26 protein-coding genes are annotated in these 25,022 nt (G+C 59.5%); 11 read left to right on the top strand and 15 right to left on the bottom strand.

Annotation, left to right across the window (positions count from 1 at the left end):
- Positions 1-5: 5 nt before the first annotated feature.
- The 4 genes from nagA to ptsP all read right to left on the bottom strand — a co-directional run bounded on the left by nagA (position 6) and on the right by ptsP (position 5,777).
- Positions 6-1,118 (bottom strand): N-acetylglucosamine-6-phosphate deacetylase, encoded by a 1,113-nt coding sequence (nagA, locus tag H663_RS24040; protein WP_053176380.1) that lies wholly within the window; start codon positions 1,116-1,118, stop codon positions 6-8.
- Position 1,119: 1 nt separating this feature from the next.
- Entirely contained in the window at positions 1,120-2,682 is a 1,563-nt protein-coding gene (gene nagE / locus H663_RS24035) for an N-acetylglucosamine-specific PTS transporter subunit IIBC (protein WP_053176382.1), read from the bottom strand.
- Positions 2,683-2,777: 95 nt separating this feature from the next.
- Positions 2,778-3,179 carry a PTS sugar transporter subunit IIB gene (locus H663_RS24030; protein WP_165803851.1) on the bottom strand — a complete coding sequence of 134 codons (402 nt, stop codon included), beginning with the start codon at positions 3,177-3,179 and terminating at the stop codon, positions 2,778-2,780.
- A gap of 18 nt (positions 3,180-3,197) precedes the next feature.
- A complete protein-coding gene (gene ptsP / locus H663_RS24025) occupies positions 3,198-5,777 on the bottom strand; it encodes a phosphoenolpyruvate--protein phosphotransferase (RefSeq protein ID WP_053176386.1) in 2,580 nt (859 codons plus the stop codon).
- A 353-nt stretch (positions 5,778-6,130) separates the two neighbouring features.
- Here ptsP and H663_RS24020 point away from each other — a divergent pair, with 353 nt between their 5' ends.
- Together H663_RS24020 and H663_RS24015 are read left to right on the top strand one after the other, a co-directional pair.
- A complete protein-coding gene (locus H663_RS24020) occupies positions 6,131-6,403 on the top strand; it encodes a prevent-host-death protein (protein WP_053176388.1) in 273 nt (90 codons plus the stop codon).
- A 19-nt stretch (positions 6,404-6,422) separates the two neighbouring features.
- The gene (locus H663_RS24015; RefSeq protein ID WP_053176390.1) at positions 6,423-6,698 is read left to right on the top strand and encodes a type II toxin-antitoxin system RelE/ParE family toxin; all 276 of its coding nucleotides are present in this window, start codon (positions 6,423-6,425) and stop codon (positions 6,696-6,698) included.
- A 182-nt stretch (positions 6,699-6,880) separates the two neighbouring features.
- Here the strand turns inward: H663_RS24015 and parC are convergent, their stop codons facing one another.
- The 6 genes from parC to H663_RS23985 form a co-directional block, all read right to left on the bottom strand.
- Positions 6,881-9,250 (bottom strand): DNA topoisomerase IV subunit A, encoded by a 2,370-nt coding sequence (gene parC / locus H663_RS24010; protein ID WP_053176392.1) that lies wholly within the window; start codon positions 9,248-9,250, stop codon positions 6,881-6,883.
- 88 nt (positions 9,251-9,338) lie between these two features.
- Positions 9,339-9,923, bottom strand: a complete 585-nt coding sequence (locus H663_RS24005; RefSeq protein ID WP_053176394.1) for a BRO-N domain-containing protein — start codon at positions 9,921-9,923, stop codon at positions 9,339-9,341.
- Complete coding sequence (locus H663_RS24000; protein WP_053176395.1) at positions 9,920-10,513, bottom strand: plasmid pRiA4b ORF-3 family protein; 594 nt, start codon at positions 10,511-10,513, stop codon at positions 9,920-9,922. The genes H663_RS24005 and H663_RS24000 overlap by 4 nt, the downstream gene beginning before the upstream one ends.
- Before the next feature lie 20 nt (positions 10,514-10,533).
- Positions 10,534-10,971 carry a type II toxin-antitoxin system VapC family toxin gene (locus H663_RS23995; protein ID WP_053176397.1) on the bottom strand — a complete coding sequence of 146 codons (438 nt, stop codon included), beginning with the start codon at positions 10,969-10,971 and terminating at the stop codon, positions 10,534-10,536.
- Complete coding sequence (locus H663_RS23990) at positions 10,968-11,204, bottom strand: AbrB/MazE/SpoVT family DNA-binding domain-containing protein (protein ID WP_108331973.1); 237 nt, start codon at positions 11,202-11,204, stop codon at positions 10,968-10,970. The genes H663_RS23995 and H663_RS23990 overlap by 4 nt, the downstream gene beginning before the upstream one ends.
- A gap of 76 nt (positions 11,205-11,280) precedes the next feature.
- Positions 11,281-13,272: a DNA topoisomerase IV subunit B gene (locus H663_RS23985; RefSeq protein ID WP_053176401.1), complete on the bottom strand. Its 1,992-nt coding sequence runs from the start codon at positions 13,270-13,272 to the stop codon at positions 11,281-11,283.
- A 121-nt stretch (positions 13,273-13,393) separates the two neighbouring features.
- Here H663_RS23985 and H663_RS23980 point away from each other — a divergent pair, with 121 nt between their 5' ends.
- The 5 genes from H663_RS23980 to bamC all read left to right on the top strand — a co-directional run bounded on the left by H663_RS23980 (position 13,394) and on the right by bamC (position 17,473).
- Entirely contained in the window at positions 13,394-14,605 is a 1,212-nt protein-coding gene (locus tag H663_RS23980; protein WP_053176404.1) for an MFS transporter, read from the top strand.
- A gap of 15 nt (positions 14,606-14,620) precedes the next feature.
- Positions 14,621-14,776, top strand: coding sequence for a hypothetical protein (locus tag H663_RS41515; RefSeq protein WP_165803850.1), 156 nt, complete (start codon positions 14,621-14,623; stop codon positions 14,774-14,776).
- Positions 14,777-14,785: 9 nt separating this feature from the next.
- On the top strand, positions 14,786-15,331 hold the full coding sequence (locus tag H663_RS23975) for a class I SAM-dependent methyltransferase (RefSeq protein WP_053176406.1): 546 nt from the start codon (positions 14,786-14,788) through the stop codon (positions 15,329-15,331).
- Between the two features lie 107 nt (positions 15,332-15,438).
- Entirely contained in the window at positions 15,439-16,335 is an 897-nt protein-coding gene (dapA, locus tag H663_RS23970; protein WP_053176407.1) for a 4-hydroxy-tetrahydrodipicolinate synthase, read from the top strand.
- 13 nt (positions 16,336-16,348) lie between these two features.
- On the top strand, positions 16,349-17,473 hold the full coding sequence (gene bamC / locus H663_RS23965) for an outer membrane protein assembly factor BamC (RefSeq protein WP_205872672.1): 1,125 nt from the start codon (positions 16,349-16,351) through the stop codon (positions 17,471-17,473).
- A gap of 108 nt (positions 17,474-17,581) precedes the next feature.
- Here the strand turns inward: bamC and H663_RS23960 are convergent, their stop codons facing one another.
- Both H663_RS23960 and H663_RS23955 read right to left on the bottom strand, forming a co-directional pair.
- The gene (locus tag H663_RS23960) at positions 17,582-17,761 is read right to left on the bottom strand and encodes a hypothetical protein (RefSeq protein WP_053176409.1); all 180 of its coding nucleotides are present in this window, start codon (positions 17,759-17,761) and stop codon (positions 17,582-17,584) included.
- 356 nt (positions 17,762-18,117) lie between these two features.
- Complete coding sequence (locus H663_RS23955; protein ID WP_053176411.1) at positions 18,118-19,245, bottom strand: JmjC domain-containing protein; 1,128 nt, start codon at positions 19,243-19,245, stop codon at positions 18,118-18,120.
- Between the two features lie 86 nt (positions 19,246-19,331).
- Here H663_RS23955 and H663_RS23950 point away from each other — a divergent pair, with 86 nt between their 5' ends.
- Complete coding sequence (locus tag H663_RS23950) at positions 19,332-19,865, top strand: FKBP-type peptidyl-prolyl cis-trans isomerase (protein WP_053176413.1); 534 nt, start codon at positions 19,332-19,334, stop codon at positions 19,863-19,865.
- Between the two features lie 154 nt (positions 19,866-20,019).
- Here H663_RS23950 and dut read toward each other — a convergent pair whose 3' ends face one another.
- From dut to coaBC, 3 genes are read right to left on the bottom strand one after another with little or no spacing between them, the layout of a single operon-like run.
- Positions 20,020-20,469 (bottom strand): dUTP diphosphatase, encoded by a 450-nt coding sequence (dut, locus tag H663_RS23945; RefSeq protein WP_053176415.1) that lies wholly within the window; start codon positions 20,467-20,469, stop codon positions 20,020-20,022.
- A complete protein-coding gene (locus H663_RS42370; protein ID WP_276309812.1) occupies positions 20,466-20,597 on the bottom strand; it encodes a hypothetical protein in 132 nt (43 codons plus the stop codon). The genes dut and H663_RS42370 overlap by 4 nt, the downstream gene beginning before the upstream one ends.
- A 54-nt stretch (positions 20,598-20,651) precedes the next feature.
- The gene (gene coaBC / locus H663_RS23940; protein ID WP_053176417.1) at positions 20,652-21,863 is read right to left on the bottom strand and encodes a bifunctional phosphopantothenoylcysteine decarboxylase/phosphopantothenate--cysteine ligase CoaBC; all 1,212 of its coding nucleotides are present in this window, start codon (positions 21,861-21,863) and stop codon (positions 20,652-20,654) included.
- A gap of 302 nt (positions 21,864-22,165) precedes the next feature.
- On the opposite strand from coaBC, the gene H663_RS23935 reads away from it, so the two are divergent.
- The 3 genes from H663_RS23935 to H663_RS23925 are packed head-to-tail and all read left to right on the top strand — an operon-like array spanning position 22,166 to position 24,974.
- A complete protein-coding gene (locus H663_RS23935; protein WP_053176419.1) occupies positions 22,166-23,812 on the top strand; it encodes a CTP synthase in 1,647 nt (548 codons plus the stop codon).
- 23 nt (positions 23,813-23,835) lie between these two features.
- Positions 23,836-24,690, top strand: coding sequence for a 3-deoxy-8-phosphooctulonate synthase (gene kdsA, locus H663_RS23930; RefSeq protein ID WP_053176420.1), 855 nt, complete (start codon positions 23,836-23,838; stop codon positions 24,688-24,690).
- Positions 24,687-24,974, top strand: coding sequence for a DUF1330 domain-containing protein (locus tag H663_RS23925; RefSeq protein ID WP_053176422.1), 288 nt, complete (start codon positions 24,687-24,689; stop codon positions 24,972-24,974). Before kdsA ends, H663_RS23925 begins: the two co-directional genes overlap by 4 nt.
- Positions 24,975-25,022: the final 48 nt, after the last annotated feature.

Here is a 25,022-nt window from a genome sequence, read left to right as displayed (position 1 = left end):
ACAAATCAATGGACGGCCAAGTTCACGGCATGACCTTGGGCAAAAACATGGCGCAGCTGCAGGTCGGGCGACATCACGACGACATCCGCATGAGCCCCCCGCTGAAGACGACCGCGCTCGTGTTCGCCCACATAGTCGGCCGCATGGGTCGACACATGCAGCGCCGCATCGCGCAGCGGTATGCCGATGGACACCAGGTTGCGCAAGGCTTGGTCCATGGTCAAGACGCTGCCGGCCAAGGTGCCATCGGCCAGGCGTACGCCGCCCATGCACTTGGTGACAGTGTGCGAACCCAGGTGATAGGTGCCATCGGGCATGCCCGTGCCCGAAGTGGCATCGGTCACACAAAACAATTTGGGAATCGCCCTGCGGGCAGCGCGAATCGCACCAGGGTGTACATGCAGCAAGTCGGGGATGAGTTCGGCGTATTGCGCATGCGCCAAGGCCGCGCCCACCATGCCGGGAGCCCGGTGGTGCAAAGGGCTCATGGCGTTGAACAAATGGGTAAAGCCGCTCGCCCCCGCGTTCAAAGCCGCCACACCGTCTTCATAGCTGCCACTGCTGTGCCCGATTTGAGCCAGGATGCCCATGCCCCCCAGCTCACGAATCAAGTCCAGATGCCCCGCCATTTCTGGTGCCAGAGTCAACACCCGAATACGGGCCAAGGCGCTCAATGCGCTCACCTCTTGTGTGGTGCCCAATCGAACGACGTCGGGCTGCGCGCCCAATTTGGCGGGACTGATGAAGGGCCCCTCCAAGTGCACGCCCAGGATGTGGGCCGCACCGGGCATGGGGTTTTGCATCGCGCGGCCGACATCTGCCATGGCTAGTTCAATAGCGCTGCGTGGCGCTGTCATGGTGGTGGCCAGCAAACTGGTAGTGCCATGGCTTGCGTGGATGCGTGCAATGGTGTCCATCGCGCCATGTCCATCCATGACATCGGCCCCTCCGCCGCCGTGCACATGCAAATCCACGAAGCCTGGCAAGACCAATGCTTCGTCAAAAGCTGGCTCTGCAACAGGCGTGCCTTCAATCGCATGAATGCGGTCCGTGAAAAGCATTTGTCCACGCACCCAACCTTGAGGGGTCAAAATGCAGCCCGCAACTGTTTGAGTCATGTCATGTCCTATTGCCAGAAGCCAAACCCTCCAGATGTTTGCGCATCTCCCCGGCGATCAGTTCGGCTTGGGTGCCGGTGATGATTTGCACGTTTTGCTTGTCCAATTTGATCACCCCACTCGCGCCAATGGCCTTGGCGCTGGCGGCATTGACCCGCTCGGAGTCCACCACCGTTAAACGCAAACGCGTGATGCAGGCATCGATGTTCACCAAATTCTCGGGCCCACCCACCACGTCGACATAGGCCTGACCCAACTCGGCCATGGTGCGGTTCTTCGTCACAGGGGCCGTTTGAGCCACGGCCGCAGCCGTGAGCGCAGTGGCCGGACTCGCAGGCGCAATGTCCTTGGAGGTGGCCAAAGAGGTTGCCAAGATCTCGGCATCCTCGCGTCCCGGCGTTTTGAGATTGAAGGTGGAAATGGCAAAACGGAAAACGAGGTAGTAAATGCCAAAGAACACCAAGCCTTGCACCAGCAGCATGGGCCACTGGGTGGCCAAGGGGTTTTTGGACGACAGCACCAAATCCACCAGGCCAGCACTGAAGCCAAAGCCCGCAATCCAGTGCATGGAGGCCGCGATGTAGACCGAGATGCCCGTGAGCAGCGCGTGCAAGCCATACAAAACTGGGGCGACGAACATGAACGCGAACTCCAGCGGCTCTGTGATGCCCGTGAAAAATGAGGCCAAACTCGCTGCCACCATGATGGATGCCACACGCACTTTGTTCTCGGGCCGGGCCATCTGGTAGATGGCCAGCGCAGCGCCGGGCAGGCCAAACATCATGATGGGGAAAAATCCGGCTTGGTACATGCCTGTCACGCCGAGCACAGCTTTCCCCTCAGCCAGTGACTTGGCACCGCCCAAAAAGTTGGGAATGTCATTGATGCCCGCCACGTCAAACCAGAACACCGAGTTCAAGGCATGGTGCAAACCGACAGGAATCAACAAACGGTTGAAAAATCCATAAATACCAGCCCCCACAGGCCCCATGTCCTTGATGCTCAGCCCAAACTGCACCAGTCCGTTGTAAATCCAGGGCCAGACAGCCATCAACACCACCGACAACGCAATCATGGCAAACGACATCAGGATGGGCACCAGGCGGCGGCCGCTGAAAAACGCCAAGGCCTTGTTCAACTCCACATGGCTGTAGCGGTTGTAAAGCTCGGCCGCAATCACGCCGGTCAAAATGCCCACAAACTGGTTGTTGATCTTGCCAAAAGCGGAGGGCACCTTCTCCAAAGCGATGCCCTGTATTTGCGACACGGCCGCAGGTGACAGCAGCGTCGTCAGCACGAAAAAGCCCACCAACCCGGTCAATGCGGCGGCACCATCTTTGTCTTTGGACATGCCGTAGGCCACCCCGACCGCAAACAAGATCGACATGTTTTCAATGATGGCCCCACCCGCCTTGATCAAGAAGGCCGCCACGACATTGCCCGAGCCCCAGCCATTGGGGTCCATCCAATACCCCACGCCCATCATGATGGCCGCTGCAGGCAGTGTGGCCACCGGCACCATGAGGGCTCGGCCAATTTTTTGAAGGTAACCCAGAATATTCATGACAGTTCCCCTTTTCTGACATTGAAAAAATGCTTGAACCAGCAGGCCATGCCCATTGCATGCCCTGAGGCGTCACACATGAGCGATTGACTGATTCATGGAACACGCCAGCGCGCACGCCAATCTGCCGCGATCAAAGGTGCTTGGGGTCCCACAATCAAATGCATGACCTGTGTGGCCACTTGGGCCACCGCCAACACACCCGCCAGCTTGGCCTGCTGTGGCTTGAATTGGGTGGCATCTGCCAGTTCCACCCGCAGCCTTGTACCGGCCACGGCTTCGAACGCACGCACATTGCCTGGCCCGCCCAGGCAGGCCCAAATGGCATCGGCCGTCTGGCGCAATGCGGGGGCATCGGGTGTCTGCGTTTGGGCAAGGACTGCGCCCTGCAATTGGGCTGCGGCATGCGCTGCCACCGCCGCTTCTTGCCCACCTGCTGGGGCCTTGTGCAGCGTTTGACCGATGTTCTTCAGCCGCGAAAGTGCTTTGTCAAACATCTGCATCACTCCTTGTTTTCATCGCAGGCTTGCATGGGGGGACAGTCCTTCTGCAAAAGACGCCAACCGGGCACGCACTTCGGCACTGGTGGACATTTGCAGCACCTCTTGGGCCAAGGCTTGGCAAGCCGTCAACGACAAACTTCGGACACAGGCTTTGATGGCCGCAATGGCGGGCACAGACACAGACAATTCGCGCACGCCCAAACCGATCAACACCGGCACCGCCATGCGCTCGGAGGCCATGCCACCGCACACGCCCACCCATTTCCCATGCTGCCGGGCGCCGGCACACGTCAGGGCAATCATCTTCAGCACCGAAGGATGAAAGCCATCGGCCAGCTTGGCCAACTTGGGATGGCCCCGGTCCATTGCCAGGGTGTATTGCGTCAAATCGTTGGTGCCAATGGAGAAAAAATCCACTTCCCGGGCAAACTGCTCCGCCATCACGGCCGCAGAAGGCACCTCCACCATCATGCCCACCTGAACACGGGGCTGCCCGAGCGCCTTTTGTTCTTCCGCCAAGATGGCTTTGGCCTGGCGCAACTCTTCGACCAAGGCCACCATGGGAAACATGATGTGCATCTGCACCAGCGGTGCCGCCCTCAAAATGGCCCGCAACTGGGTGCGCAGCATCTCGGGCTGATCGAGGCTGACGCGGATACCGCGCAAACCCAAAAAAGGGTTCGCTTCCGGCGGTATTGGCCAATAGGACAAGGGCTTGTCGCCCCCCACATCCAGCGTGCGAACGACCAAGCTGCGTTGCGGCCCCAAGGCCTGGGCGATGGCCATATAGGCTGCGGCTTGTTCGTTCTCATCGGGCGCGCTGGCACGGTCATCGAACAAAAACTCTGAGCGCAGCAAGCCAACGCCCTGCGCGCCATGGGCCACGCCCTCTTGCGTCTCCTGGAGATTGCGCACATTGGCCACCACGTCCATCGCTTGCCCATCTGTGGTGCTGGCCGGTGCTTGCGCCCCCCGTTTTTCCTGAGCACGCAAATCGGCTTGCTCAGCGATGCGTTGGCGAACTTGGCTGAGCACTTGCGCACTGGGCTGCGTGTACAAAAGCCCTTGGTCACCATCGAGCACCACGGTCGTGCCTGGCACCAATGACAGCACTGCTTGGTCCATGCCACAAATGGCCGGAATGCCAAAAGAGCGCGCCAAAATGGCCACATGGTTGGTTGCCCCGCCGCTGACCGTGCAAAACCCCAGCAGTTTGCTGCGGTCAACGCCTGCAATGTCAGAGGGCGAGAGGTCTTCGGCCATCACAATGGCTTGTTCTGGCAGCGTGGCCTGCCGGTGTTCAACCCCCGCGAGCAAACCCAAAACACGCCCGCCGACGTCGCGGATATCTTTGCCCCGCTCGCGCAACAAGGCATTGCTGCTGCCCTGCAAATTTTCGAGTCGCTCGGCGTGATTGATGAAAGCGGATTGCCAGGCAAAGGCGGCACTTTTTTGCTTCGAGATCACTTGTATCGCCTGCTCCAGCAAATCCGGGTCTTCCAGCAGGGCTTGGTGCACCGCCAAAATATTCACTTGCGAAGCATCCTTGAACGTGCTTTTGAGCGCATCAATTTGCTCATGCGCTTGCGCCAGTGCGGCGTCCAACTTGGCCAGCTCTTGATCAACGGTGCCGCCCTGCTCGACCACCTCCACGCTGGGGGCACGCCACTGCACAATCTGCCCGACCGCCAAGCCGGGCGAGGCCGAAACGCCCGTCAACACACTTGCAGTGACAGCCCCCAAGGTCTTGACGGTGCTGGCCAACATGGGGGCAGCGGATTCGAGCACGGGCATGAGTGGTGTTGGCACCGCCCCAGCCTCCTCCCCGCAACCTTGGGCCAGCATGGAAGATACGCAGCGCACCGCCTCAGCCGCATCGACGCCCTGGGCTTTGACGTGCAGCACATCGCCATGCGCTGTGCCCAGGCCCATGATGGCCACCAAGGACTTGGCATTGGCCTCTTGCGTCCCCAACACCAACCGAATATCGGATTGAAACTGTTTGGCCTGCGCCGCCAGCACCGCTGCGGGGCGTGCATGCAAACCCGCCGGGTTGGGCAACACCACAGGATCACCCAAGACCAGGTCTTGTGACACCGACTCCAGTGAGGGCTCGGTATCGGCCAATTCCAAGGTCAAGACCACTGACTGGCCTGCCTCAACCAAACCAGTGGCAGGCACAAAGCGAGACACTTTGTCGACATTGGCAACCACCACTTGCGTGAGCAAGCTGCGCGCATTGCGGGCCACAAAGTCCATGTCAAAGCGCACCAAGGCTTGCCCTACAGTCACCGCATCGCCCACATGCACCAAAGCCGTAAACCCCTCGCCCTTGAGGGTGACGGTGTCCACACCAATGTGCAGCAAGACTTCAACACCTTGTGCCGTGGTGATGGTCAGGGCGTGGTGGCTTTTGTGCAGCTGAGTGATGGTGCCCGCGACGGGGGCCAGGAGCACATCTGAGGTCGGGTCTATGGAGACACCATCACCCACCAACTTCTGGGCAAACACCGGATCGGGCACCGAATCCAAACTCACCAAAACACCCGACAAGGGCGCCATGATCACAAGTTGACCCCGAGAAGCACCCATCCTTCGATCCTTGTTGCTTGTTTGAGCCGCTTCAAGCAAAAAGTCAAAGCAGCTGGTCTGATTCATCCTATCGAAGTCGATGAGGCTTAACAATCAACATGGACCGGTACTTTTCCCTCCCAAGCAGGGTTTGTGTGAACCAACACACACAAGGGGCGCAAGCCCCCTGAAACTGTCCCCAAACATCGTGCCCAAAGCTGTGGACAAGTGCAGGGACAAGCCGCCAAAGCCCCGCCCCGCAAGGACTGGCAGGGCGTGCTGAATCTTTTGGCACAAACGTGCATCACACGATTTACAGCGTGATTGACAGCACTTAAAATCACACACTTCATCACCCCATCCACCCAACAACCATGACCCAACTGACCGCCAATGACCTCAAAGTTCGCGGCATTGCTGCGATTGAATCTGCCCTGGCCGACCAGACCGAAGCCACCATCTCGGTGCGGGGAAAAGACCGGTTTGTGGTGATGGACATGGCGCAATACCACTACCTGCGCGAATGCGAGCTGGACGCGGCCTTGATCCAAAGCCGCGCCGACCTGGCCGCTGGCCGCGCCGTACAAGAAAGCGCCGAAGCCCACATGGCCCGCCTGGATGCACTCCTGAACAAAGCAGCCCACTGAGCCCATCGGCGAGTAAAGCATGCCCTACACGCTGGTCTTTACAGACGCCTATATGCGCCGAGCCGTGCGCTTCATCAGGCGACATCCTGAACTTCGCACCCCATACGCTAAAACATTGGCTCTTTTGGAACTGAACCCGCACCACCCCTCGCTGCGCTTGCACGCCCTGTCTGGACGACTGACGGGCATGCATTCGGTGTCGATCAACCTGTCCTACCGCATCACGCTGGAACTGCTGATTCAGGATCAACAAATCATCCCCATCAATGTGGGCGACCACGATGCGGTGTATTGAGTGATTGATCCAGGCCCTTGGACGTCCTGAGCGAGAGGCATAGAACGCACTTGTTGTTACAACCCGTCAACTGTCCCCAAACCCCGTGCCCAAAGCTGTGGACAAGTGCAGGGACAAGCCGCAAAAGCCCCGCCCCGTAAGGGCTGGCGGGGCGTGCTTAAAAAAGCATCACGCTGCCCGGGTTACTCCACCCGCGTCACCCGGTTCGGCTTGAAGCCCAAGTCCGCCACGCGGCCCTTCTTGGCCCGCGCCGCTTTGGCGTTGTTGAGGCTGCGGATCTCCAGCGTTTCTTCTCGCTCTTTGCCGCCACGGCCAATGCCTTCTATCTTGACGCTGCGGGTGTAGGCCGCAGCACCCGCCAAGGTGTCTTTGGCTTCGAGGTCGATGAGCATCAAGCCCCGGCCGCCTTTTTCCATGATCTTGAGTTCGCTGATCTCAAACGTCAGCACTCGGCCGCCGGTACTCGCGCAGCAGACGCTGGTGGCGGCGGGCATAGGCTGTTTGTCGGCAGGCACAGTGGCACTGCTGCCACTCACATGGCTGGGCGCGCAGATGGTTTCACCCTCGCCCAGGCTGATGAAGGCTTTGCCCGCTTTGTTGCGCGAAATCATGTTCTCGACCGAGGCCTTGAAGCCGTAGCCGCCTGAGCCGCTGAGCAGCAGCGTGGCGTTGGCGGGGCCTGCAAAGTAGTGGGCGGGTTGCGTGCCGGTTTCCAGATCGATGAGGGTGGTGATCGGCTGGCCGTCGCCGCGTGCGCCAGGCAAGGTGGCCACGGGCACGCTGTAGATTCTTCCGTTGCTGCCAAAGATCAGCAGCGTGTCCACCGTGCGGCACTCGAAGGTGCCATACAAGCCGTCGCCCGCCTTGAAGGCAAAACTCGTGGCGTCGTGGCCATGGCCCGTGCGGGCGCGCACCCAGCCTTTTTCCGACACGACCACGGTCACGGGTTCGTCCACCACCTTGACTTCGGCCACGGCTTTTTTCTCTTCCTGAATCAGCGTGCGGCGCGGATCGGCAAAGGTTTTGGCATCGGCCTCGATCTCTTTGATCATCAGGCGGCGCAGCGCGGCGGGGCTGCCCAGAATTTCTTCGAGCTTGCCCTGCTCACCGCGCAGTTCGCTCAGCTCTTGCTCGATCTTGATGGCCTCCAGGCGCGCCAGTTGGCGCAGGCGAATCTCAAGGATGTCTTCCGCCTGGCGGTCGCTGAGCTTGAAGGCTTCGATCAGCGAGGGCTTGGGCTCGTCGCTGTGGCGGATGATGCGGATCACCTCGTCGATGTTCAGCAAGACCAGCTGGCGGCCTTCCAAAATGTGGATACGGTCCAGCACTTTGTTCAGGCGGTGCTGGCTGCGGCGGGTGATGGTGGTCTGGCGGAAGCTGATCCACTCCACCAGCATCTGGCGCAGCGACTTTTGAATCGGTTTGCCGTCGATGCCGACCGAGGTCATGTTGATCGGCGCAGACGTTTCGAGACTGGTGTGGGCCAGCAAGGCGGTGATGAGTTCTTGCTGTTCAATGCGGCTGGTTTTGGGCTCGAAAACCAGGCGCACAGCGGCGTCTTTGCTGGATTCGTCACGCACCACATCCAGCACATTCAGGATGCTGGCTTTGAGCTGGACTTGGTCAGCGCTGAGCGCTTTTTTGCCGGCCTTGACCTTGGGGTTGGTGAGCTCTTCGATCTCTTCCAGCACGCGCTGGGAGCTGACGCCCTGCGGCAACTCGGTCACCACCAGTTGCCATTGGCCACGGGCGAGTTCTTCGATCTTCCACCGGGCGCGCACTTTCAGGCTGCCACGACCCGTGCGGTAAGCGTCGGCAATGTCACTGGCCGGGCTGATGATCTGGCCGCCACCGGGGTAGTCGGGGCCAGGAATGATGGCCATCAATTCGCTGTCGCTCAGCTTGTCGTTTTTGATCAAGGCCACGCAGGCATCGGCCACTTCGCGCAGGTTGTGGCTGGGGATTTCGGTGGCCAAGCCCACGGCAATGCCGCTGGCGCCATTGAGCAAGCTGAAGGGCAAGCGGGCGGGCAGCTGGCGCGGCTCTTCGGTCGAGCCGTCGTAGTTGGGGATGAAGTCCACCGTGCCCATGTCGATCTCGTCGAGCAGCAAGCTGGTGATGCGCGACAAACGCGCCTCGGTGTAACGCATGGCCGCTGCGCCGTCGCCGTCACGGCTGCCAAAGTTGCCCTGGCCATCGATCAGCGGGTAGCGCTGCGAAAAGTCTTGCGCCATGCGCACCAGCGCGTCGTAGGCGGCGGTGTCGCCGTGCGGGTGGTAACGACCCAGCACATCGCCCACCACGCGGGCGCTTTTGACGGGCTTGGCCGCGGTGTTGTTGTTGGGGCCGCTGTAAGACAAACCCATGCGGTCCATCGAATACAAAATGCGGCGCTGCACCGGCTTTTGGCCGTCACACACATCGGGCAAGGCGCGGCCTTTGACGACGGACAGCGCGTATTCGAGATAGGCCCGCTGGGCGTAGGCGCCCAGGTGGTCGCCTTCAGGGGCGGCAGGTTGAAGTGAAGCTTCAGGGGTCAGCAAATCGGTCATTTTTTCTGCGAATTGTTGGTTTTGCGTTGGGGTGTGGTGGGGAGTTGGGTGGGCTTTGATTGGCCGGGCGGCAAAAAGTTAATGCCCGTCACTTGTGCGCCTGCACGCTCAAACCCATCCACTCTTGGTGAATGATGTGGTTCAGCAGTGCGAATTCATCCGTCTTTTCAACACCGCTTTCTTTCCAGTCATCGGTCAGCTTCTTGCGGGTTTCTTGCCCCGTCATGCGCTGCTGAATCCACTTGGTGCTGCGTCCCAGCTTTTGCCAGTTCTCACGAGCGCGGTCCTGGCTTTGCGCGGAGCCTGCCATTTCTTGCATGCGCTCATGACCCACCTTGGCCTGCCAGCGCTTGAACGGTTCGGCCTTGGGTGAGGGGTTGGACTGGATGAGGCGCAAGAGTGTGGGCACATCGGCGGCGTCGGTTTCGCGCAAACGTCCGTCGGCTGCGGGCATTTTCAACCGTACGACTTCTTCGTACGGTTGACCTGATTCCTTCTCCAGCTTGCGACGCAAGTCACTCCAATAGCGTTTGGGAATGATGCTATCGGTCAGCACCTGCACCACATCCACCACAGAGCAATACCACTTCTCTTGCGCGGCATCCCCATGCGAGCGCACGCGGGTGGACTCAAACAGTTTGACAGCTTGGCATGCCTGAGTGTGCGAATTCATTTGACTCGGCGCGATTTGGGCTGCAACTTGGTCACCGCTTTTTGCAGCGCCTCAAAGTCCAGCCAGCCGGGTTCATGTTCACCAAACATCTCCAGTGCCACGCGATGGTCTGCGTGGGCTTTGTCGCTCCAGACGCTGGCCCAATGCTCAGCCCCAACGGGGCCACCACAGTCCTCGGGCGGGCAGCCGTTTTGCGCTTTGAGCAAGTGCGGCAGCGAGGTGTCGGTCTCCACCACTGCGTTGAGGGTGATGACGTGCTCCCAGTCGTCGCCAAAGTCATACAAATAAAGCAGTTTGTCTTTGGGGGCGGCCATCACGTCTTGAAGTTTGAAACGTGATTCGTTGTTGGACGGTTCGCCCCAGTTGTCGGCATAGGGCTTTTCAAAGCGGCGGTTGGCCTGAACCCTGTAATAGCGTTCGCTTTTGATTGGCACAGCAAAACCATGCATGTGCTCGTCTTCCCAGCCCATGGCCGCCTGGATCAGTTTGTGGAACTTGGGCAATGGCGTGGCCGGATCAACCAGCACATCGCGGTAAATAGCGGGTTTGAAATCGCGCAATTCAATGCGCAGTTGGTAAGCCAAAGTCATGGGCGATTGAAACTCAGGGTTTAGGGAACGAGCACCTTGGGCACCCAACCTTTTGCAGTGGCCCGCTTGGCAAAGCCTTTGGCATCAAAGGTGACCAGCGCATCGCATTGGCGGCTGCTGGCGTGGTGTAAGGCATCGGCAAAGTCGAAACCTTGGCTCAAGGCATCGCAGGCACTTTGCAAGGCTTGGCGGTCTTGCATTTGCACCTGGGGAATGCTGAGCAAGTGGTGGAACACCTTGGCCACCGTGCGTGGCTCCAGTTTGTAGAAGCCACGCAAAACCCACTCCAACTCCAAGGCCACGGTGGTGGCCACGAAGAGGGGTTTGCCACTCTCCAGCAAGGCACGGGCATGCTCACATTGGAGCGCCGTGGCGGCATCGGTTTGCTCGGTCTGCACGTAATAACGCGCCAACACATTGGTGTCCAACGCCGTCAGCTGCGAGGTGCGTTGCTTCATGGCTTGAGCGCTTGGGCTGCATCCCAATCGGCAGCCACGTGCGGCCCCTTGACTTTGACCATGCCAAAACCGGGTTGGGGCGACTTTTTGGCAGGGACTGCGGGGCGCAAGGTGATACAACTGGCGTCGGCGCTGAGGTCAAACGTCACCGCTTGCCCCGGCATCAAGCCCAGTTGCTGGCGCAGGGCTTGCGGAATGGTGACTTGGCCTTTGCTGGTCAGTGTGGAAAGCATGGTTGACATCCGGGTTGATCTGGGGGCTGGTGAAAGCACCATTGCATTGTATTACCGAGTAAGAATTGACACCGATTTACACGTCGATCTCAATCGAGTCGCCGTGCAACTCCATCAGCTCACGGCGGGCAGCGGCTTCGCCTTTGCCCATGAGCTGGGTCATGAGGTTTTCGGTGCCCGCGTTGTCCAAGGGGCCCAGCTCAATCGGCAGCAAGCGGCGCGTGTCGGGGTTGAGCGTGGTGTCCCACAACTGCTCGGCGCTCATCTCGCCCAGGCCCTTGAAGCGGCTGATGCTCCAGCCGCCTTCTTTCACGCCGTCTTTGCGCAGCTTGTCGATGATGGCGGTCAGCTCGCCCTCGTCCAGCGCATAGGCTTTGGACGCGGGCTTTTTGCCGCGTGCAGGCGCATCGACGCGGAACAAGGGCGGCCTGGCCACATACAAGTGGCCCGCTTCGATCAGCTTGGGGAAATGACGGAAAAACAAGGTGAGAAGGAGCACCTGGATGTGCGAGCCGTCCACGTCCGCGTCCGACAAGATGCAGACCTTGCCGTAGCGCAGGTTGCTCATATCGGGGTTGTCGTTGGGGCCGTGCGGGTCCACGCCAATGGCCACCGAGATGTCGTGGATTTCGTTGTTGGCAAACAAGCGGTCGCGGTCCACTTCCCAGGTGTTGAGCACCTTGCCACGCAGGGGCAAGATGGCCTGGCTTTCTTTGTTGCGGCCCATTTTGGCGCTGCCGCCAGCCGAGTCGCCTTCGACCAAAAACACCTCGTTGTGCAGGATGTCTTTGCTCTCGCAGTCGGTCAGCTTGCCGGGCAGCACGGCCACGCCCGAACTCTTGCGCTTTTCCACCTTTTGGCCCGCCTTTTGGCGAGTTTGTGCGGCCTTGATGGCGAGTTCGGCCAGCTTTTTGCCGTAATCCACATGCTCGTTCAGCCACAACTCCAAGGCCGGACGGACAAAGCTGGAGACCAGGCGCACCGCATCGCGCGAGTTCAGTCGTTCCTTGATCTGGCCCTGAAACTGCGGGTCCAGCACCTTGGCGCTCAGCACATAGCTGGCGCGGGCAAACACGTCTTCGGGCATGAGCTTGACGCCCTTGGGCAGCAAGCCATGCAGCTCGATGAAGCTTTTGACGGCCGTGAACAAGCCGTCGCGCAAGCCGCTGTCGTGCGTACCGCCTGCGCTGGTGGGGATCAAATTCACGTAGCTCTCGCGTACCGGCGCACCGTCTTCGGTGAAAGCCACGGCCCAGCTTGCGCCCTCACCTTCGGCAAAGCTCTCGCTGTTGCCGTCGGCAAAACCTTCGCCTTCAAACAACGGGATGACCGGGTCGCCGTTCAGGGTCTGGGTCAGGTAGTCGCGCAGACCGGCTTTGTATTGCCACTGCTGGGTTTCTTTGGTTTTTTCGTTCACCAAAGTCACCGTCACGCCGGGCATGAGCACCGCCTTGCTGCGCAGCAGGTGGGTCAGCTCGTTCATGGGCAGAGCGCTGGATTCGAAATATTTGGCGTCAGGCCAAGCACGCACCGTGGTGCCCTGTTTGCGGTCGCCCTCGCCTGTGGCGCGTTTGACCAGCGGCTCGGTCACGTCGCCGCCCGAGAACACCAAGGTCGCCACTTGGCCTTCGCGGTAGCTGGTGGCTTCCAGGCGCTTGGACAGCGCGTTGGTCACCGACACGCCCACGCCGTGCAAGCCGCCCGAGAAGCTGTAGGCGCCGCCCTTGCCCTTGTCGAACTTGCCACCTGCGTGCAAGCGGGTGAAGACCAACTCGATCACCGGGGCGTTTTCTTCGGGATGCAAGCCAAAGGGAATGCCCCGGCCATCGTCTTCGATGCTGACCGAGCCGTCGGCGTGCAAGATGACTTTGATCTTTTTGCCGTAACCCGCCAGCGCCTCGTCGGCGGCGTTGTCCAGCACCTCTTGGATGATGTGCAGGGGGTTGTCGGTGCGGGTGTACATGCCCGGGCGTTGCTTGACGGGCTCAAGGCCCTTCAAGACGCGGATGGAGCCTTCGGAATATTCACTCGAGGCGCTAGAGGTTTTGACAGTTGATTGGGTAGCCATGGTGGCGAATTGTAGTGGGATTTCACGCCACGCACTGGATGCATAGACAGTACTCAATCTTTGCATCGCGTGCAGGCATCTGCGCGACCTCGGGTTGCGTGACATTGGTTAAAGTCAGGGGATGCAACACAAACCCCTTTCCCTGACGCAGGTGCTGATTTGCGGCGCTGCCATCGTCACCCTCTCCATGGGCATTCGCCACGGCTTTGGCCTGTGGCTGCAGCCCATCACCCAAGCCCAAGGTTGGGGCCGCCAGGAGTTTGGTTTTGCCATGGCGATCCAGAACCTGGCTTGGGGCTTCATGGGCATTTTTGCGGGCATGGTCGCCGACAAATTTGGCGCGTTCCGCGTGATTGCCTTGGGTGCCGTGGTCTACGGGGTGGGCCTGCTGGGCATGGCCTGGGCCACCGACCCGTGGGTGTTTGCCCTGTTCACCGGGGTGATCATCGGCACAGCCCAAGCGGGCACGACCTACGCGGTCATTTACGGCGTGATTGGCCGCAATGTGCCCGCCGAACGCCGCTCCTGGGCCATGGGCGTGGCGGCGGCAGCCGGCAGTTTTGGCCAGTTTTTGATGGTGCCCGTTGAGGGCTTGTTGATCAGCCAAATGGGCTGGCAAACCGCTCTGGTCATATTGGCGGCGGCAGCGATGCTGATCATCCCTCTGGCCTGGGGCCTGCGCGAACCTGCCCTGAACGCACCCGGCCAAGTCAAGCGAGACCAAACCATTGGCCAGGCTTTGAAGGAAGCTTTCAAATACCCCAGTTTCCAGCTACTGATGGCGGGTTATTTTGTGTGTGGTTTTCAGGTGGTATTCATTGGCGTGCACATGCCCAGCTACCTGAAGGACCACGGTTTGGCCCCGCAGGTGGCCAGTTACGCGCTGGCCTTGATCGGTTTGTTCAACGTGTTTGGGACCTACATTGCAGGCACGCTCGGTCAGAAGTTTGCCAAAAAGAACATCCTGGCCTTCATTTATGCAGCCCGTTCTGTGGCGATTGTGTTGTTCCTGTGGGCACCCCTGACGCCCACCAGCGTGTACCTGTTTTCTGCCGTCATGGGCTTGCTGTGGCTGTCCACCGTGCCGCCAACCAACGCGGCTGTAGCCCAGATTTTTGGCATCTCGCACCTGTCCATGCTCAGCGGCTTCATCTTTTTCAGCCACCAAATTGGCTCGTTTTTGGGTGTTTGGCTGGGCGGCTATCTGTATGACAAAACGGGCAGCTACGACATCGTGTGGTACCTGTCCATTGCCTTGGGCGTGATGGCTGCACTGGTGAATTTACCGGTGCGAGAAAGCCCGATTGCCCGCCGCCAAGCCCAGGCGGCCTGACCTGATTTGCACGCCATGATCCCGCAACGACACCGCCCCATGCAGCAACGCTGGTGGGCCCGCGCCTTGGCCTGGGGCCTGGTAGCGGGTGTGTCAGCCATTGTGTTTTTTCTTTATCAACGCCCGGAAATGCTGATCCAGTTGTCAGACCAGCTGTGGGCCTGTTTCTGAGCTACTTTCATGCACGGTACTGAACAAGCTTCCCCCTGGGTCCAGCGCTGGGCCCATCTGATAGCCCCGGGCGGGCGCGTTCTGGATGTGGCCTGCGGTGCAGGCCGTCACATGCGCTGGTTGGCAGCACGGGGACACCACGTCACGGGGGTGGACCGCAACCCCGAAGCTTTGGCGCTGGTGGCCGCTTGCGGCGACACCGTTTTGGCAGACATTGAAAACGGCCCCTGGCCCTTTGCCGGTCAAACTTTTGATGCCGTGATCGTGACGAATTACCTGTGGCGCCCCTTGTGGCCCGACATCATCGGCAGCGTGGCCGAAGGAGGCGTGCTGATTTACGAAACTTTTGCCGCTGGCAACGAGACGGTGGGTAAACCCTCGCGGCCCGATTTTTTGCTGCAAGCAGGAGAACTGCTGCGTGTGTCTGTCGACTTGCACACCGTGGCCTATGAAGATGGTTTTGAAACCTCGCCTGATCGATTTGTGCAACGCATCGCGGCCGTTCGCCAACACACCGACAACGGTCTCAAACGCTTTGATTTGCGTCCTGCCTGATTTTGGCGAGACCTAAGTTGTCACTTCCTGTGACAAGCTCACGCGCAGCCCCCGAAAAAACGGGCTGCAATCGTTAGAATGTCTTTTTTCATTCAGAAGCACCTGACATGACCTCCGATTTTCGCCCCATCAAAGGCAGCATCCCTGCCCTGATCACCCCCATGCTTGAAGACGGCAAAGTGGATTACCCCACCTTGCGAAAACTCATCGACTGGCATATCGCAGAAGGCACCGATGCCATCGTGGTTGTGGGTACTTCGGGGGAATCACCCACCGTGACATTGGACGAGCATTGCGAGATCATCCGTGTCTCGGTCGAGCAAGCTGCCAAACGCATCCCGATCATTGCAGGTTGTGGTGCCAACTCCACAGCCGAAGCCATTGAATTGGCAAGTTTTGCCCAAAAAGTTGGCGCTGATGCCCAGTTGCAGGTGGTGCCTTACTACAACAAGCCCACCCAAGAGGGCCTGTATCAGCACTTCAAGGCGATCGCCGAAGCCGTGCCCGGCCTGCCCGTGATTTTGTACAACGTGCCAGGCCGCACGGTGGCAGATTTGCAGCACGACACTGTGCTGCGCCTGGCCCAGGTGCCCGGCATCGTCGGCATCAAGGAAGCCACCGGCAACATCGAACGCGCCCAATGGCTGATCCGCGATCTGCCCAAAGAATTCGCCGTGTATTCGGGCGATGACCCCACCGCTGTGGCCTTGATGCTGTGCGGCGGCGCTGGCAATGTGAGCGTGACGGCCAACGTGGCCCCGCGCCTGATGCACGAGTTGTGCATGGCCGCCATCCGTGGCGACATTGCCGAGGCCATGCGCATCCAGTTTCAGCTTTTGCCCGTGCACAAAAATCTGTTTGTTGAAGCCAACCCTATTCCCGTGAAATGGGCCATGACCCGCATGGGACTGAGTGGCCCCACTTTGCGTTTGCCCATGACCGAACTGTCTGATTCTCAACGACCCGTGCTCGAAGCCGCACTCAAGGCCAGCGGCCTGATTTGATTTCCACCCAAGGATGCCTGTGAAATTTTCCAACCATCGCACGACCTCTCAATTGCACTCGACACGCACCCTATCGGTGTTGGGTTTGGCTGTTTTGCTCAGTGCCTGCTCTCTTCTCGAAGAAGACAAAATCAATTACAAAAGCGCGGCCAAAGCGCCGACGCTGGAGATACCACCCGATCTGACGCAACTGCGCAAAGAATCGCGCTATGCACTGGAAAGTACCTCTGCCACAGCCTCCGGCTTCCAAAGCGCTGCGGGCAAGGTTTCCGATGCAGGCACAGCAACCAATACTTTGGGCGATGTTCGCATGGAACGCCAAGGCAATCAGCGCTGGCTGGTGGTGTCGCGTTCAGCTGACAAGCTCTGGGATCCTTTGCGCGAATTCTGGACAAGTAATGGGTTTGTTTTGGTCACCGATTCGCCCGAAGTGGGCATCATGGAAACCGAGTGGGCTGAAAACCGCGCCAAATTGCCGCAGGACTTCATTCGCAAAACTTTGGGCAAGGTGCTCGACTCTTTGTATTCCACCGGCGAGCGCGACAAATTCCGCACCCGTATAGAACGCAATGCACAAGGCGGTGTGGAAATTTACATCACCCATCGCGGCATGGTCGAAGACTACGCGGACGCCCAAAAAACCAAAACCATCTGGAAGCCTCGTGCTACAGATCCCGAACTGGAAATTGAATTCTTGCGCCGCCTGATGGTCAAACTGGGGGCTTCCCCCGAAAAAGCCAAAGCTGAAACCCTGACCGCCAGAGCGCCCAAGGGCATCGAGGTCACTACAGTTGATGGCCAACCGACCCTGGCACTGACTGACAGCATGGACCGCGCATGGCGTCGCACAGGCGTGGCCTTGGACCGCAGCGGCTTCACGGTTGAAGACCGTGACCGTGCCAAAGGAATTTATTTTGTGCGTTACGTGGCCCCTGGCACCGCCGACAAGGAACCAGGCTTTTTTGCCCGTTTGTTCAGCAGTCCCAAGGAAGTTTCGACCTTGTCCCGCTACCGGATCGCGCTGTCGGACAAAGGCAATGACAGCAGCCAGATTCGTGTACTCAATGCAGCAGGACAGGCTGAAAGCACTGCCAACGCCAGCACTATCTTGAAGCTCATCGCCAACGAGTTGCAGTAATCCCCAGCCCTGAGGCCCTCAAGGGCCAGGGGCGCAGACATGAAAAAACCCCGCAATGCGGGGTTTTTTTCATGTCCGCCCGACTGAGGTCGGGGCAGCACTGGCCAATTACTTGGCAGCAGATGCGTCAGCAGCAGGCGCAGCAGCGGCAGATGCGTCAGCAGCAGGAGCCGAAGCTTCAGCGGCAGGAGCAGGAGCAACCACGGGTGCAGCGGCTTCTTCTTTTTTACCGCAAGCGGCCAAAGCAGCAGCAGCGATCACGGCGGCCAGAACGAGGGATTTGTTCATGATGATTTTTCCTTGATGGGGGTTAAAAACAATTTCCGGAAATTGTTAGACAGACTTTTGAGTTTGTCTGGACTGAGGCAAAAGCACTCGAGCTCTTTTGTACTCAGCCTCAAATTATAGCGTTTTCCCTAAACAAAAATGAAAAGCTGACACCAAACCTTCAAATTGAAGCATTCCAGTAGATTCAACCCGATGAAGTCTGAGCCGTGTGTGGCCGGTTGGTAGGATTTTGTGGGCGCTTGCAATGCAAGCGAAAAGCCTGTGGTCCACAAGCGTCTGATCGCCATCAGGGCTAGCTCCCACAAGGCGCAAGATTGAAGTCACACGGCAGACCTCACAGGGCCGGATCAATAGGCCTAATGCTTCAGGGCTTTCATCCAACCCGCCGCGATCCAATCACGCAAGGCCTCTTGTGCCGCCGGGCTCAATGCGCACAGCGCCTTGGCAGGCAACTGGCGCTCATTGGCCAATTGACGCAAATGCCGGGCATCGCGTCCACCCACTTTGAAGCTCTCGCCATTGATGAACAGATGACGCTCGTCGTACATCATTTTGGTGCGCCGATCCAATTGCACACCTACCGACAAATCGGGCTCAGCGTCCACGGGCTCAAACCACACCTGGGCCTTGGGCTCTGTGAGGTATTCACCGAGCAAACTGTCGATCAAATGCCGGTCGTTCAAAGCCTTGGCAATGGCCTGCCGCGCAAAATCGCCCAATTCAGAGGGCATGGCTGCAGGCTCGCTGACAGCGGCCTGCTTCGGGTCACGGTACAGCGCATCACCCAAGCCATCAAAGGCTTCATCGGCCAAACCGAGCAGCAACTCACGGGCCAACTCCCCTTCTTGCGGTGAGCGAAAGCCAATTGACCAGGTCATGCATTCGCCCTGGGCAATGCCGTCATGCGCATATTTGGGCGGCAGATACAGCATGTCGCCGGGATTGAGGATGAATTCCTCTTCGGCTTCAAAGTTCTGCAAAATCTTGAGCGGCACGCCCGGCTGCAGGCTCAGGTCTTTTGAGCGGCCAATGCGCCATTTGCGCTGACCGTGGGCCTGCAACAAAAACACGTCGTAGCTGTCAAAGTGCGGCCCAACGCCCCCGCCATCGGTGGCGTAACTGATCATCAGATCATCGAGCCGTGCATCGGGCACAAAGCGAAACTGCTGCATCAGCGCGTGCACGCCATCGTGGTGCAAGTCGACGCCCTGCACCAGAAAAGTCCATTTTTTCTGACTGAAGGGCGGCAAACTCCGCTTCGGCAATGGGCCGTGCTTCATCTTCCAGCCCTTGGGCGAATCCACAATCAAACGCGACTCCACACCCTCTTGCTCCGCCAGCACCACCAAGTCGGCGCGGCCCACGCTGGGCACAAAACCCGGGATGGCATTGCGCACCAGCAATGGCTTTTTCTGCCAATGGCGCTTCATGAATTGGCTGGGTGTCAGGCCGCCCAAGAGGGCCAAGGGGTGTTCTGTGTTCATCTGTCTATTCCTTTGAGGACGCCATGGAGCGGCCTCATAAAAACGCAAGCGGCCAAAACTGGCCGCCAAACTGCGACAATTGTCCTATGGAAATCAAGACACCTTCCGTGGTCGCACTGACCTGGACACTCAAAGACACACTGGGCGAAATTCTGGACACCCTGAACGAACCCGTTGAATTTTTCATTGGCGGCAAAGATTTGCTGCCCAAGATCGAGGAAGCCCTGCAAGGCCACGAAAAAGGCGCCAAGCTCGACCTGCATCTGGAGCCCGAAGATGCCTTTGGCGACTTTGATGAAAATCTTCTGTTTCTGGAGCCGCTCGCGCTGTTTCCTGAAGGCTTGGAAGAAGGCCTGACCATTGAAGGCACCGCCTTGCCCGAAGGCTGCCACCCCGATGCGCCGCGCAATGTGCTCTACACCGTGACCGAAATCTATCCCGAGCACGTGGTGCTGGACGGCAACCACCCGCTGTCAGGCATCGCCCTGCGCTTGAGCCTGAAGGTGGAGTCGGTGCGCGAGCCCACCGAGGCCGAAGTGGGCAGCGGCAGCTGCGGCACGGGATTCTTCAAAATCGAAGTGGGTGATGAAGGCCTGCCCACCGGGCCTACTTTGCACTGATCCATCAGGGCAATTCCGACAGAGGCATGTCGGCGGCTTACGCAGCGACATGCACCGGCCCATCAAAAGTCGTCGTTGGACTCTTCGAGTACCCACCTACAAAAGATCATCCCGCAGGTCGGCACTCGAAGAGTCCGACATCTTCACCCCGACCTTATCTTTTGCCGGTCGAACCATAACCGCCCTCACCGCGCTCACTGGGTGCGTCAAATTCAGTCACGACATTGAACGTGGCCTGCACCACCGGCACGATGACCATTTGCGCAATGCGCTCCATGGGCTCGATGGTGAAGGCTACATCGCTGCGGTTCCAGGCACTGACCATGAGCTGCCCCTGGTAGTCGCTGTCGATCAAGCCCACCAGATTGCCCAGCACGATGCCGTGCTTGTGGCCCAAACCGGAACGCGGCAGCAGCATGGCGGCATAACCTGGGTCTTTCAGATGCACCGCAATGCCCGTGGGCACCAGCTGCCAGGCGTTGGGATGCAGGGTCAACGGCTCGTTCAGACAGGCCCGCAAATCCAGGCCTGCGCTGCCTGGCGTGGCATAGGCAGGCAGTTGTTCGGCCATGCGGGTGTCGATGATTTTGATGTCAATGTTCATGTGAGGTTGGGCGTTGGGCGTTGGGCGTTGGGCGTTGGGCGTTGGGCGTTGGGCGTTGGGCGTTGAGCGTGGAGGGTTGAGCGCTGAGTGTTGGGCGTTGGCTTCAGGTTTTTTCGCTGAACGCTCAACACTGTACGCTGAACGCTGAACGCTGAACCCTCAACGCCGGACGAACCCGGATGCTAGATCAAACGGGTGGCAATGTCGGCGATTAATTGGACGGCCAGATCCTGCTTGCGGCCGTGGGGCAGCTCACGCGCGCCGGCCTCGTCCACCAGCAGCAAGGCGTTGTCGTCTTGACCGAAGGTGGCCGGGCCAATATTACCCACCAACAACGGCACACCCTTGCGGATGCGCTTGGTGGTGGCATGGGCCAGCAAATCGTGGCTTTCGGCGGCAAAACCCACGCAAAACAATTGACCCGACACGGCTCGGGACGAGTGCGCCACAGTGGCCAGAATGTCCGGGTTTTCAACGAAACTCAGCTGGGGCGTCTGACCCGAGCCGTCTTTCTTGATTTTCTGATCGGCTGAATTTGCGGGGCGCCAATCGGCCACAGCCGCTGTAGAAATGAACACGTCTGCCTCACCCACATGCAGCGCCACCGCGTCCAGCATCTGGCGGGCTGACTGGACATTCAAACGCTCAACGCCCCTGGGCGTTGGCAAATGCACAGGCCCTGCCACCAGCGTGACCCGGGCACCGGCCATGCGCGCTGCACGGGCAATCGCAAAGCCCATCTTGCCGCTCGACAAATTGGTGATGCCGCGCACCGGGTCGATGGCTTCGTAGGTCGGCCCGGCCGTGACCAGCACTTGCTTGCCCGCCAGCACCTTGGGTGTGAAAAACGCTTCGAGTTCTTCCAGAATTTCATCGGCTTCGAGCATGCGCCCGTCGCCCGTCTCGCCGCAGGCCTGGTCGCCCTGCCCCACGTCCAACACATGGATGCCGTCGGCCTTGAGCTGCGCCACATTGCGCTGCGTGGCGGGGTTGGACCACATTTCGCGGTTCATGGCCGGGGCCACGATCAGCGGTACCTTGTCCAGCGGCCGGGCCAGGCACATGAGGCTGAGCAACTCGTCGGCACCGCCGTGCAACAGCTTGGCCATGAAATCGGCACTGGCAGGCGCCACCACAATCGCATCGGCCTCTCGGCTCAGGTTGATGTGCGCCATGTTATTGGCCTCACGCGGGTCCCACTGCGAGGTGTAAACGGGCCTGCCCGACAGGGCTTGCATGGTCACTGCCGTCATGAAGTGCTCAGCCGCCTCGGTCATCACGACTTGCACCGTGACGCCAGCCTTGACCAAGGCGCGGCAGAGTTCTGCCGACTTGAAGGCAGCAATACCGCCCGACAAGCCCAGAACGATGTGTTTTCCAGCCAATGTGCTCATGGCGGGGAATGTAGCAGAGAGCACGCAAGCGCCCCCGGTAACAACAAGCAGTGGCGCCGGATCCCGCAATGTCGGAGCTGAAGCTGCCGACCTGCGGAAAACCACAGGCCTTGCAGTTGGTCGCACTCGCAGAGTCCAACATTGGCAGCCTCTGCTTGAATCTGCACCCAAGCCCACGTCGGGCGCAATCTGATGCCAAGACGGAAACAAGCAAGATTCAGCGTTCACCGGGAAAACCCCGACCCCGACTGTCTATAATCACGATTTCCACCTTCCGGGAGCCCCTGGTTCCCGTCTTGGACATGACCAAATTCGTCTTCGTCACCGGCGGTGTGGTGTCTTCCCTGGGCAAGGGAATCGCCTCCGCATCGCTCGCCGCCATCCTTGAATCGCGCGGCCTGTCTGTCACCCTCATCAAGCTCGATCCCTACCTCAACGTCGACCCCGGCACCATGTCGCCCATACAGCACGGCGAGGTGTTTGTGACCGACGACGGCGCTGAAACCGACCTGGACCTGGGCCACTATGAGCGCTTCATCAACACCCGGATGAAGAAGGCCAACAACTTCACGACCGGCCAAATCTACAAAAGCGTGCTCGAAAAAGAGCGCCGTGGCGACTACCTGGGCAAGACCGTGCAGGTCATCCCCCACGTCACCAATGAAATCCAGGACTTCGTCAAGCGCGGCGCGGGCTACGGCACGCCCGAAGCGGTCGATGTGGCCATCGTCGAAATCGGCGGCACCGTGGGCGACATCGAGTCCCTGCCGTTTCTGGAAGCCGTGCGCCAACTCAGCCTGCGTCTGGGGCCCAACAACTCGGCCTTTGTTCACCTGACTTACCTGCCCTGGATTGCCACTGCAGGCGAGCTCAAGACCAAACCCACCCAGCACACGGTGCAAAAACTGCGCGAAATCGGCATCCAGCCCGATGCGCTGTTGTGCCGCGCTGACCGCTACATCCCCGATGACGAGCGCGACAAGATTTCATTGTTCACCAACGTTCAAGGCTGGGGTGTGATCTCCATGCCCGATGTGGACACCATCTACAAAGTGCCCCGCGTGCTGCACGAACAAGGCCTCGATGGCCTCATCTGCGACAAACTGCGCCTGAACACGCCGCCGGCCAACCTCAAGCGCTGGGACGATTTGGTGTACGAGACCGCCAACCCCAAGGGCGAAGTGACGATTGCCATGGTGGGCAAATACGTCGAGCTGTCGGACAGCTACAAATCGGTCAACGAAGCGCTGCGCCACGCGGGCATGCGCAACCATGTGCGCGTGAAGATCGAGCACATCGACTCCGAAACCATCACCCCCGAGACCGTGGCCAGCCTGGCCCACTTCGACGGCGTGTTGGTGCCCGGTGGCTTTGGCAAGCGCGGCGTGGAAGGCAAGATCGAAACCGCGCAATTCGCCCGCACCCACAAAGTGCCCTATCTGGGCATCTGCCTGGGCATGCAAGTGGCCACCATCGAATACGCCCGCCATGTGGCTGGCATGAAGGACGCCAACAGCACCGAATTCGAGCCCGAGACGCCCTTCCCCGTGATCGCACTGATCAACGAATGGAAAGATGCCGACGGCTCGATCCAAAAGCGCGACGAAAACTCCGACTTGGGCGGCACCATGCGCCTGGGGGCACAAAGCTCCGACGTGGCCAAGGGCACCCTGGCGCACCAGATCTACGGCGACGTGGTCACCGAGCGTCACCGCCACCGCTACGAGGCCAACGTCAATTACCTGGACGACCTGCGCAAAGCCGGTCTGGTGATTTCGGCCCTGACCCAACGCGAGCATCTGACCGAAATCGTCGAGCTGCCGCAAAGTGTGCACCCCTGGTTTGTGGGCGTGCAGTTCCACCCCGAATTCAAGTCCACACCGTGGGATGGCCACCCTCTGTTCAACGCCTTCGTCAAGGCGGCCGTTGCGCACAAGGCTGCCGCCTGAAACACCAGATCAAGGACAGCTCCATGAAACTCTGCGGATTTGACGTTGGCCTGCACCAACCCTTCTTTTTGATCGCGGGCACCTGCTCCATCGAAGGCCTGGAGATGTCCATTGAGGTGGCAGGCCGCCTCAAAGAGGCTTGCTCGGCGCTGGGCATTCCCCTCATTTACAAAGGCTCCTTCGACAAGGCCAACCGCTCATCGGGCAGTACCCAGCGCGGTGTGGGCATCGATGTGGGCCTGAAAATTCTGGATGAAGTGCGCCGCCAGATTGGGGTGCCGATCCTCACCGACGTGCACGATGAGTCGCAGGTCAAAACCGTGGCCAGCGTGGTGGATGTGTTGCAGACTCCGGCGTTTTTGTGCCGCCAGACCGATTTCATCCGCGCCGTGGCCCAGTCGGGCAAGCCGGTGAACATCAAAAAGGGCCAGTTTTTGGCGCCTTGGGACATGAAAAACGTCATCGACAAAGCCCGCAGCGCAGCGCGTGAAGTGGGTCTGCCCGAAGACAACTTCCTGGCCTGCGAGCGCGGTGTGAGCTTTGGCTACAACAACCTCGTAGCAGACATGACGAGCCTGGCCGAGATGCGCAAGACCGGCGCACCCGTGGTGTTCGACGTGACCCACTCGGTGCAAAAGCCCGGTGGCCAAGGCACCAGCAGCGGGGGTGCCCGCGACATGGTGCCGGTGCTGGCCCGCGCAGGCGTGGCCGTGGGCGTGGCGGGTCTCTTCATGGAAACCCATCCCAAGCCCGCAGAGGCCTGGTCTGACGGTCCCAACGCGGTGCCTTTGGGCAAAATGAAGGCCTTGCTGGAGACCCTGGTGCAGCTCGATTCCGTCACCAAAAAGAACCAGTTTTTAGAGGAAGATTTCGCATGAGCGGCTATATCATCGCCCACGTTCAGGTGACCAACCCCACCCAGTACGAAGAGTACAAAAAGTGGTCTACAGCCGCCATGAAAACCGCAGGTGCCGAAGTGTGCGTGCGCGGTGGCCAGGTGCATGTGCTCGAAGGCGACTGGGCCCCGGAGCGCATCGTCATCCTGAAATTTCCGTCTTTTGAAGCCGCCAAGGCCTTTCACGAACTGCCCGAATACCTCAAAGCCCGCGAAGCCCGAGAAGGTGCTGCCATCATGCGCATGGTGGCCATCGAAGGCGTTTGAGCCGCTGGCATGTCCAACCCGTTTTGTTTTAAATTGAGAGAGTTCAAA

Origin of the sequence: Limnohabitans planktonicus II-D5 (assembly GCF_001270065.2) — a bacterium.
Classification (GTDB): Bacteria; Pseudomonadota; Gammaproteobacteria; order Burkholderiales; family Burkholderiaceae_C; genus Limnohabitans_A; species Limnohabitans_A planktonicus.
This window is presented reverse-complemented; position numbering and strand designations above follow the sequence as displayed.

Bases quoted from the DNA above. Each gene is read 5' to 3' on its own strand.
- parC (WP_053176392.1), bottom strand. From the start codon at position 9,250: ATGACCGATTTGCTGACCCCTGAAGCTTCACTTCAACCTGCCGCCCCT.
- H663_RS23980 (WP_053176404.1), top strand. From the start codon at position 13,394: ATGCAACACAAACCCCTTTCCCTGACGCAGGTGCTGATTTGCGGCGCT.
- H663_RS23935 (WP_053176419.1), top strand. From the start codon at position 22,166: ATGACCAAATTCGTCTTCGTCACCGGCGGTGTGGTGTCTTCCCTGGGC.
- H663_RS24005 (WP_053176394.1), bottom strand. From the start codon at position 9,923: ATGAATTCGCACACTCAGGCATGCCAAGCTGTCAAACTGTTTGAGTCC.
- H663_RS24015 (WP_053176390.1), top strand. From the start codon at position 6,423: ATGCCCTACACGCTGGTCTTTACAGACGCCTATATGCGCCGAGCCGTG.
- nagE (WP_053176382.1), bottom strand. From the start codon at position 2,682: ATGAATATTCTGGGTTACCTTCAAAAAATTGGCCGAGCCCTCATGGTG.
- H663_RS24030 (WP_165803851.1), bottom strand. From the start codon at position 3,179: ATGTTTGACAAAGCACTTTCGCGGCTGAAGAACATCGGTCAAACGCTG.
- H663_RS24000 (WP_053176395.1), bottom strand. From the start codon at position 10,513: ATGACTTTGGCTTACCAACTGCGCATTGAATTGCGCGATTTCAAACCC.
- H663_RS24020 (WP_053176388.1), top strand. From the start codon at position 6,131: ATGACCCAACTGACCGCCAATGACCTCAAAGTTCGCGGCATTGCTGCG.
- dut (WP_053176415.1), bottom strand. From the start codon at position 20,469: ATGAACATTGACATCAAAATCATCGACACCCGCATGGCCGAACAACTG.
- coaBC (WP_053176417.1), bottom strand. From the start codon at position 21,863: ATGAGCACATTGGCTGGAAAACACATCGTTCTGGGCTTGTCGGGCGGT.
- H663_RS23925 (WP_053176422.1), top strand. From the start codon at position 24,687: ATGAGCGGCTATATCATCGCCCACGTTCAGGTGACCAACCCCACCCAG.
- H663_RS23955 (WP_053176411.1), bottom strand. From the start codon at position 19,245: ATGAACACAGAACACCCCTTGGCCCTCTTGGGCGGCCTGACACCCAGC.
- H663_RS23985 (WP_053176401.1), bottom strand. From the start codon at position 13,272: ATGGCTACCCAATCAACTGTCAAAACCTCTAGCGCCTCGAGTGAATAT.
- bamC (WP_205872672.1), top strand. From the start codon at position 16,349: ATGCCTGTGAAATTTTCCAACCATCGCACGACCTCTCAATTGCACTCG.
- dapA (WP_053176407.1), top strand. From the start codon at position 15,439: ATGACCTCCGATTTTCGCCCCATCAAAGGCAGCATCCCTGCCCTGATC.
- H663_RS41515 (WP_165803850.1), top strand. From the start codon at position 14,621: ATGATCCCGCAACGACACCGCCCCATGCAGCAACGCTGGTGGGCCCGC.
- ptsP (WP_053176386.1), bottom strand. From the start codon at position 5,777: ATGGGTGCTTCTCGGGGTCAACTTGTGATCATGGCGCCCTTGTCGGGT.
- H663_RS23990 (WP_108331973.1), bottom strand. From the start codon at position 11,204: ATGCTTTCCACACTGACCAGCAAAGGCCAAGTCACCATTCCGCAAGCC.
- H663_RS23975 (WP_053176406.1), top strand. From the start codon at position 14,786: ATGCACGGTACTGAACAAGCTTCCCCCTGGGTCCAGCGCTGGGCCCAT.
- H663_RS23995 (WP_053176397.1), bottom strand. From the start codon at position 10,971: ATGAAGCAACGCACCTCGCAGCTGACGGCGTTGGACACCAATGTGTTG.
- H663_RS23960 (WP_053176409.1), bottom strand. From the start codon at position 17,761: ATGAACAAATCCCTCGTTCTGGCCGCCGTGATCGCTGCTGCTGCTTTG.
- H663_RS23950 (WP_053176413.1), top strand. From the start codon at position 19,332: ATGGAAATCAAGACACCTTCCGTGGTCGCACTGACCTGGACACTCAAA.
- kdsA (WP_053176420.1), top strand. From the start codon at position 23,836: ATGAAACTCTGCGGATTTGACGTTGGCCTGCACCAACCCTTCTTTTTG.
- nagA (WP_053176380.1), bottom strand. From the start codon at position 1,118: ATGACTCAAACAGTTGCGGGCTGCATTTTGACCCCTCAAGGTTGGGTG.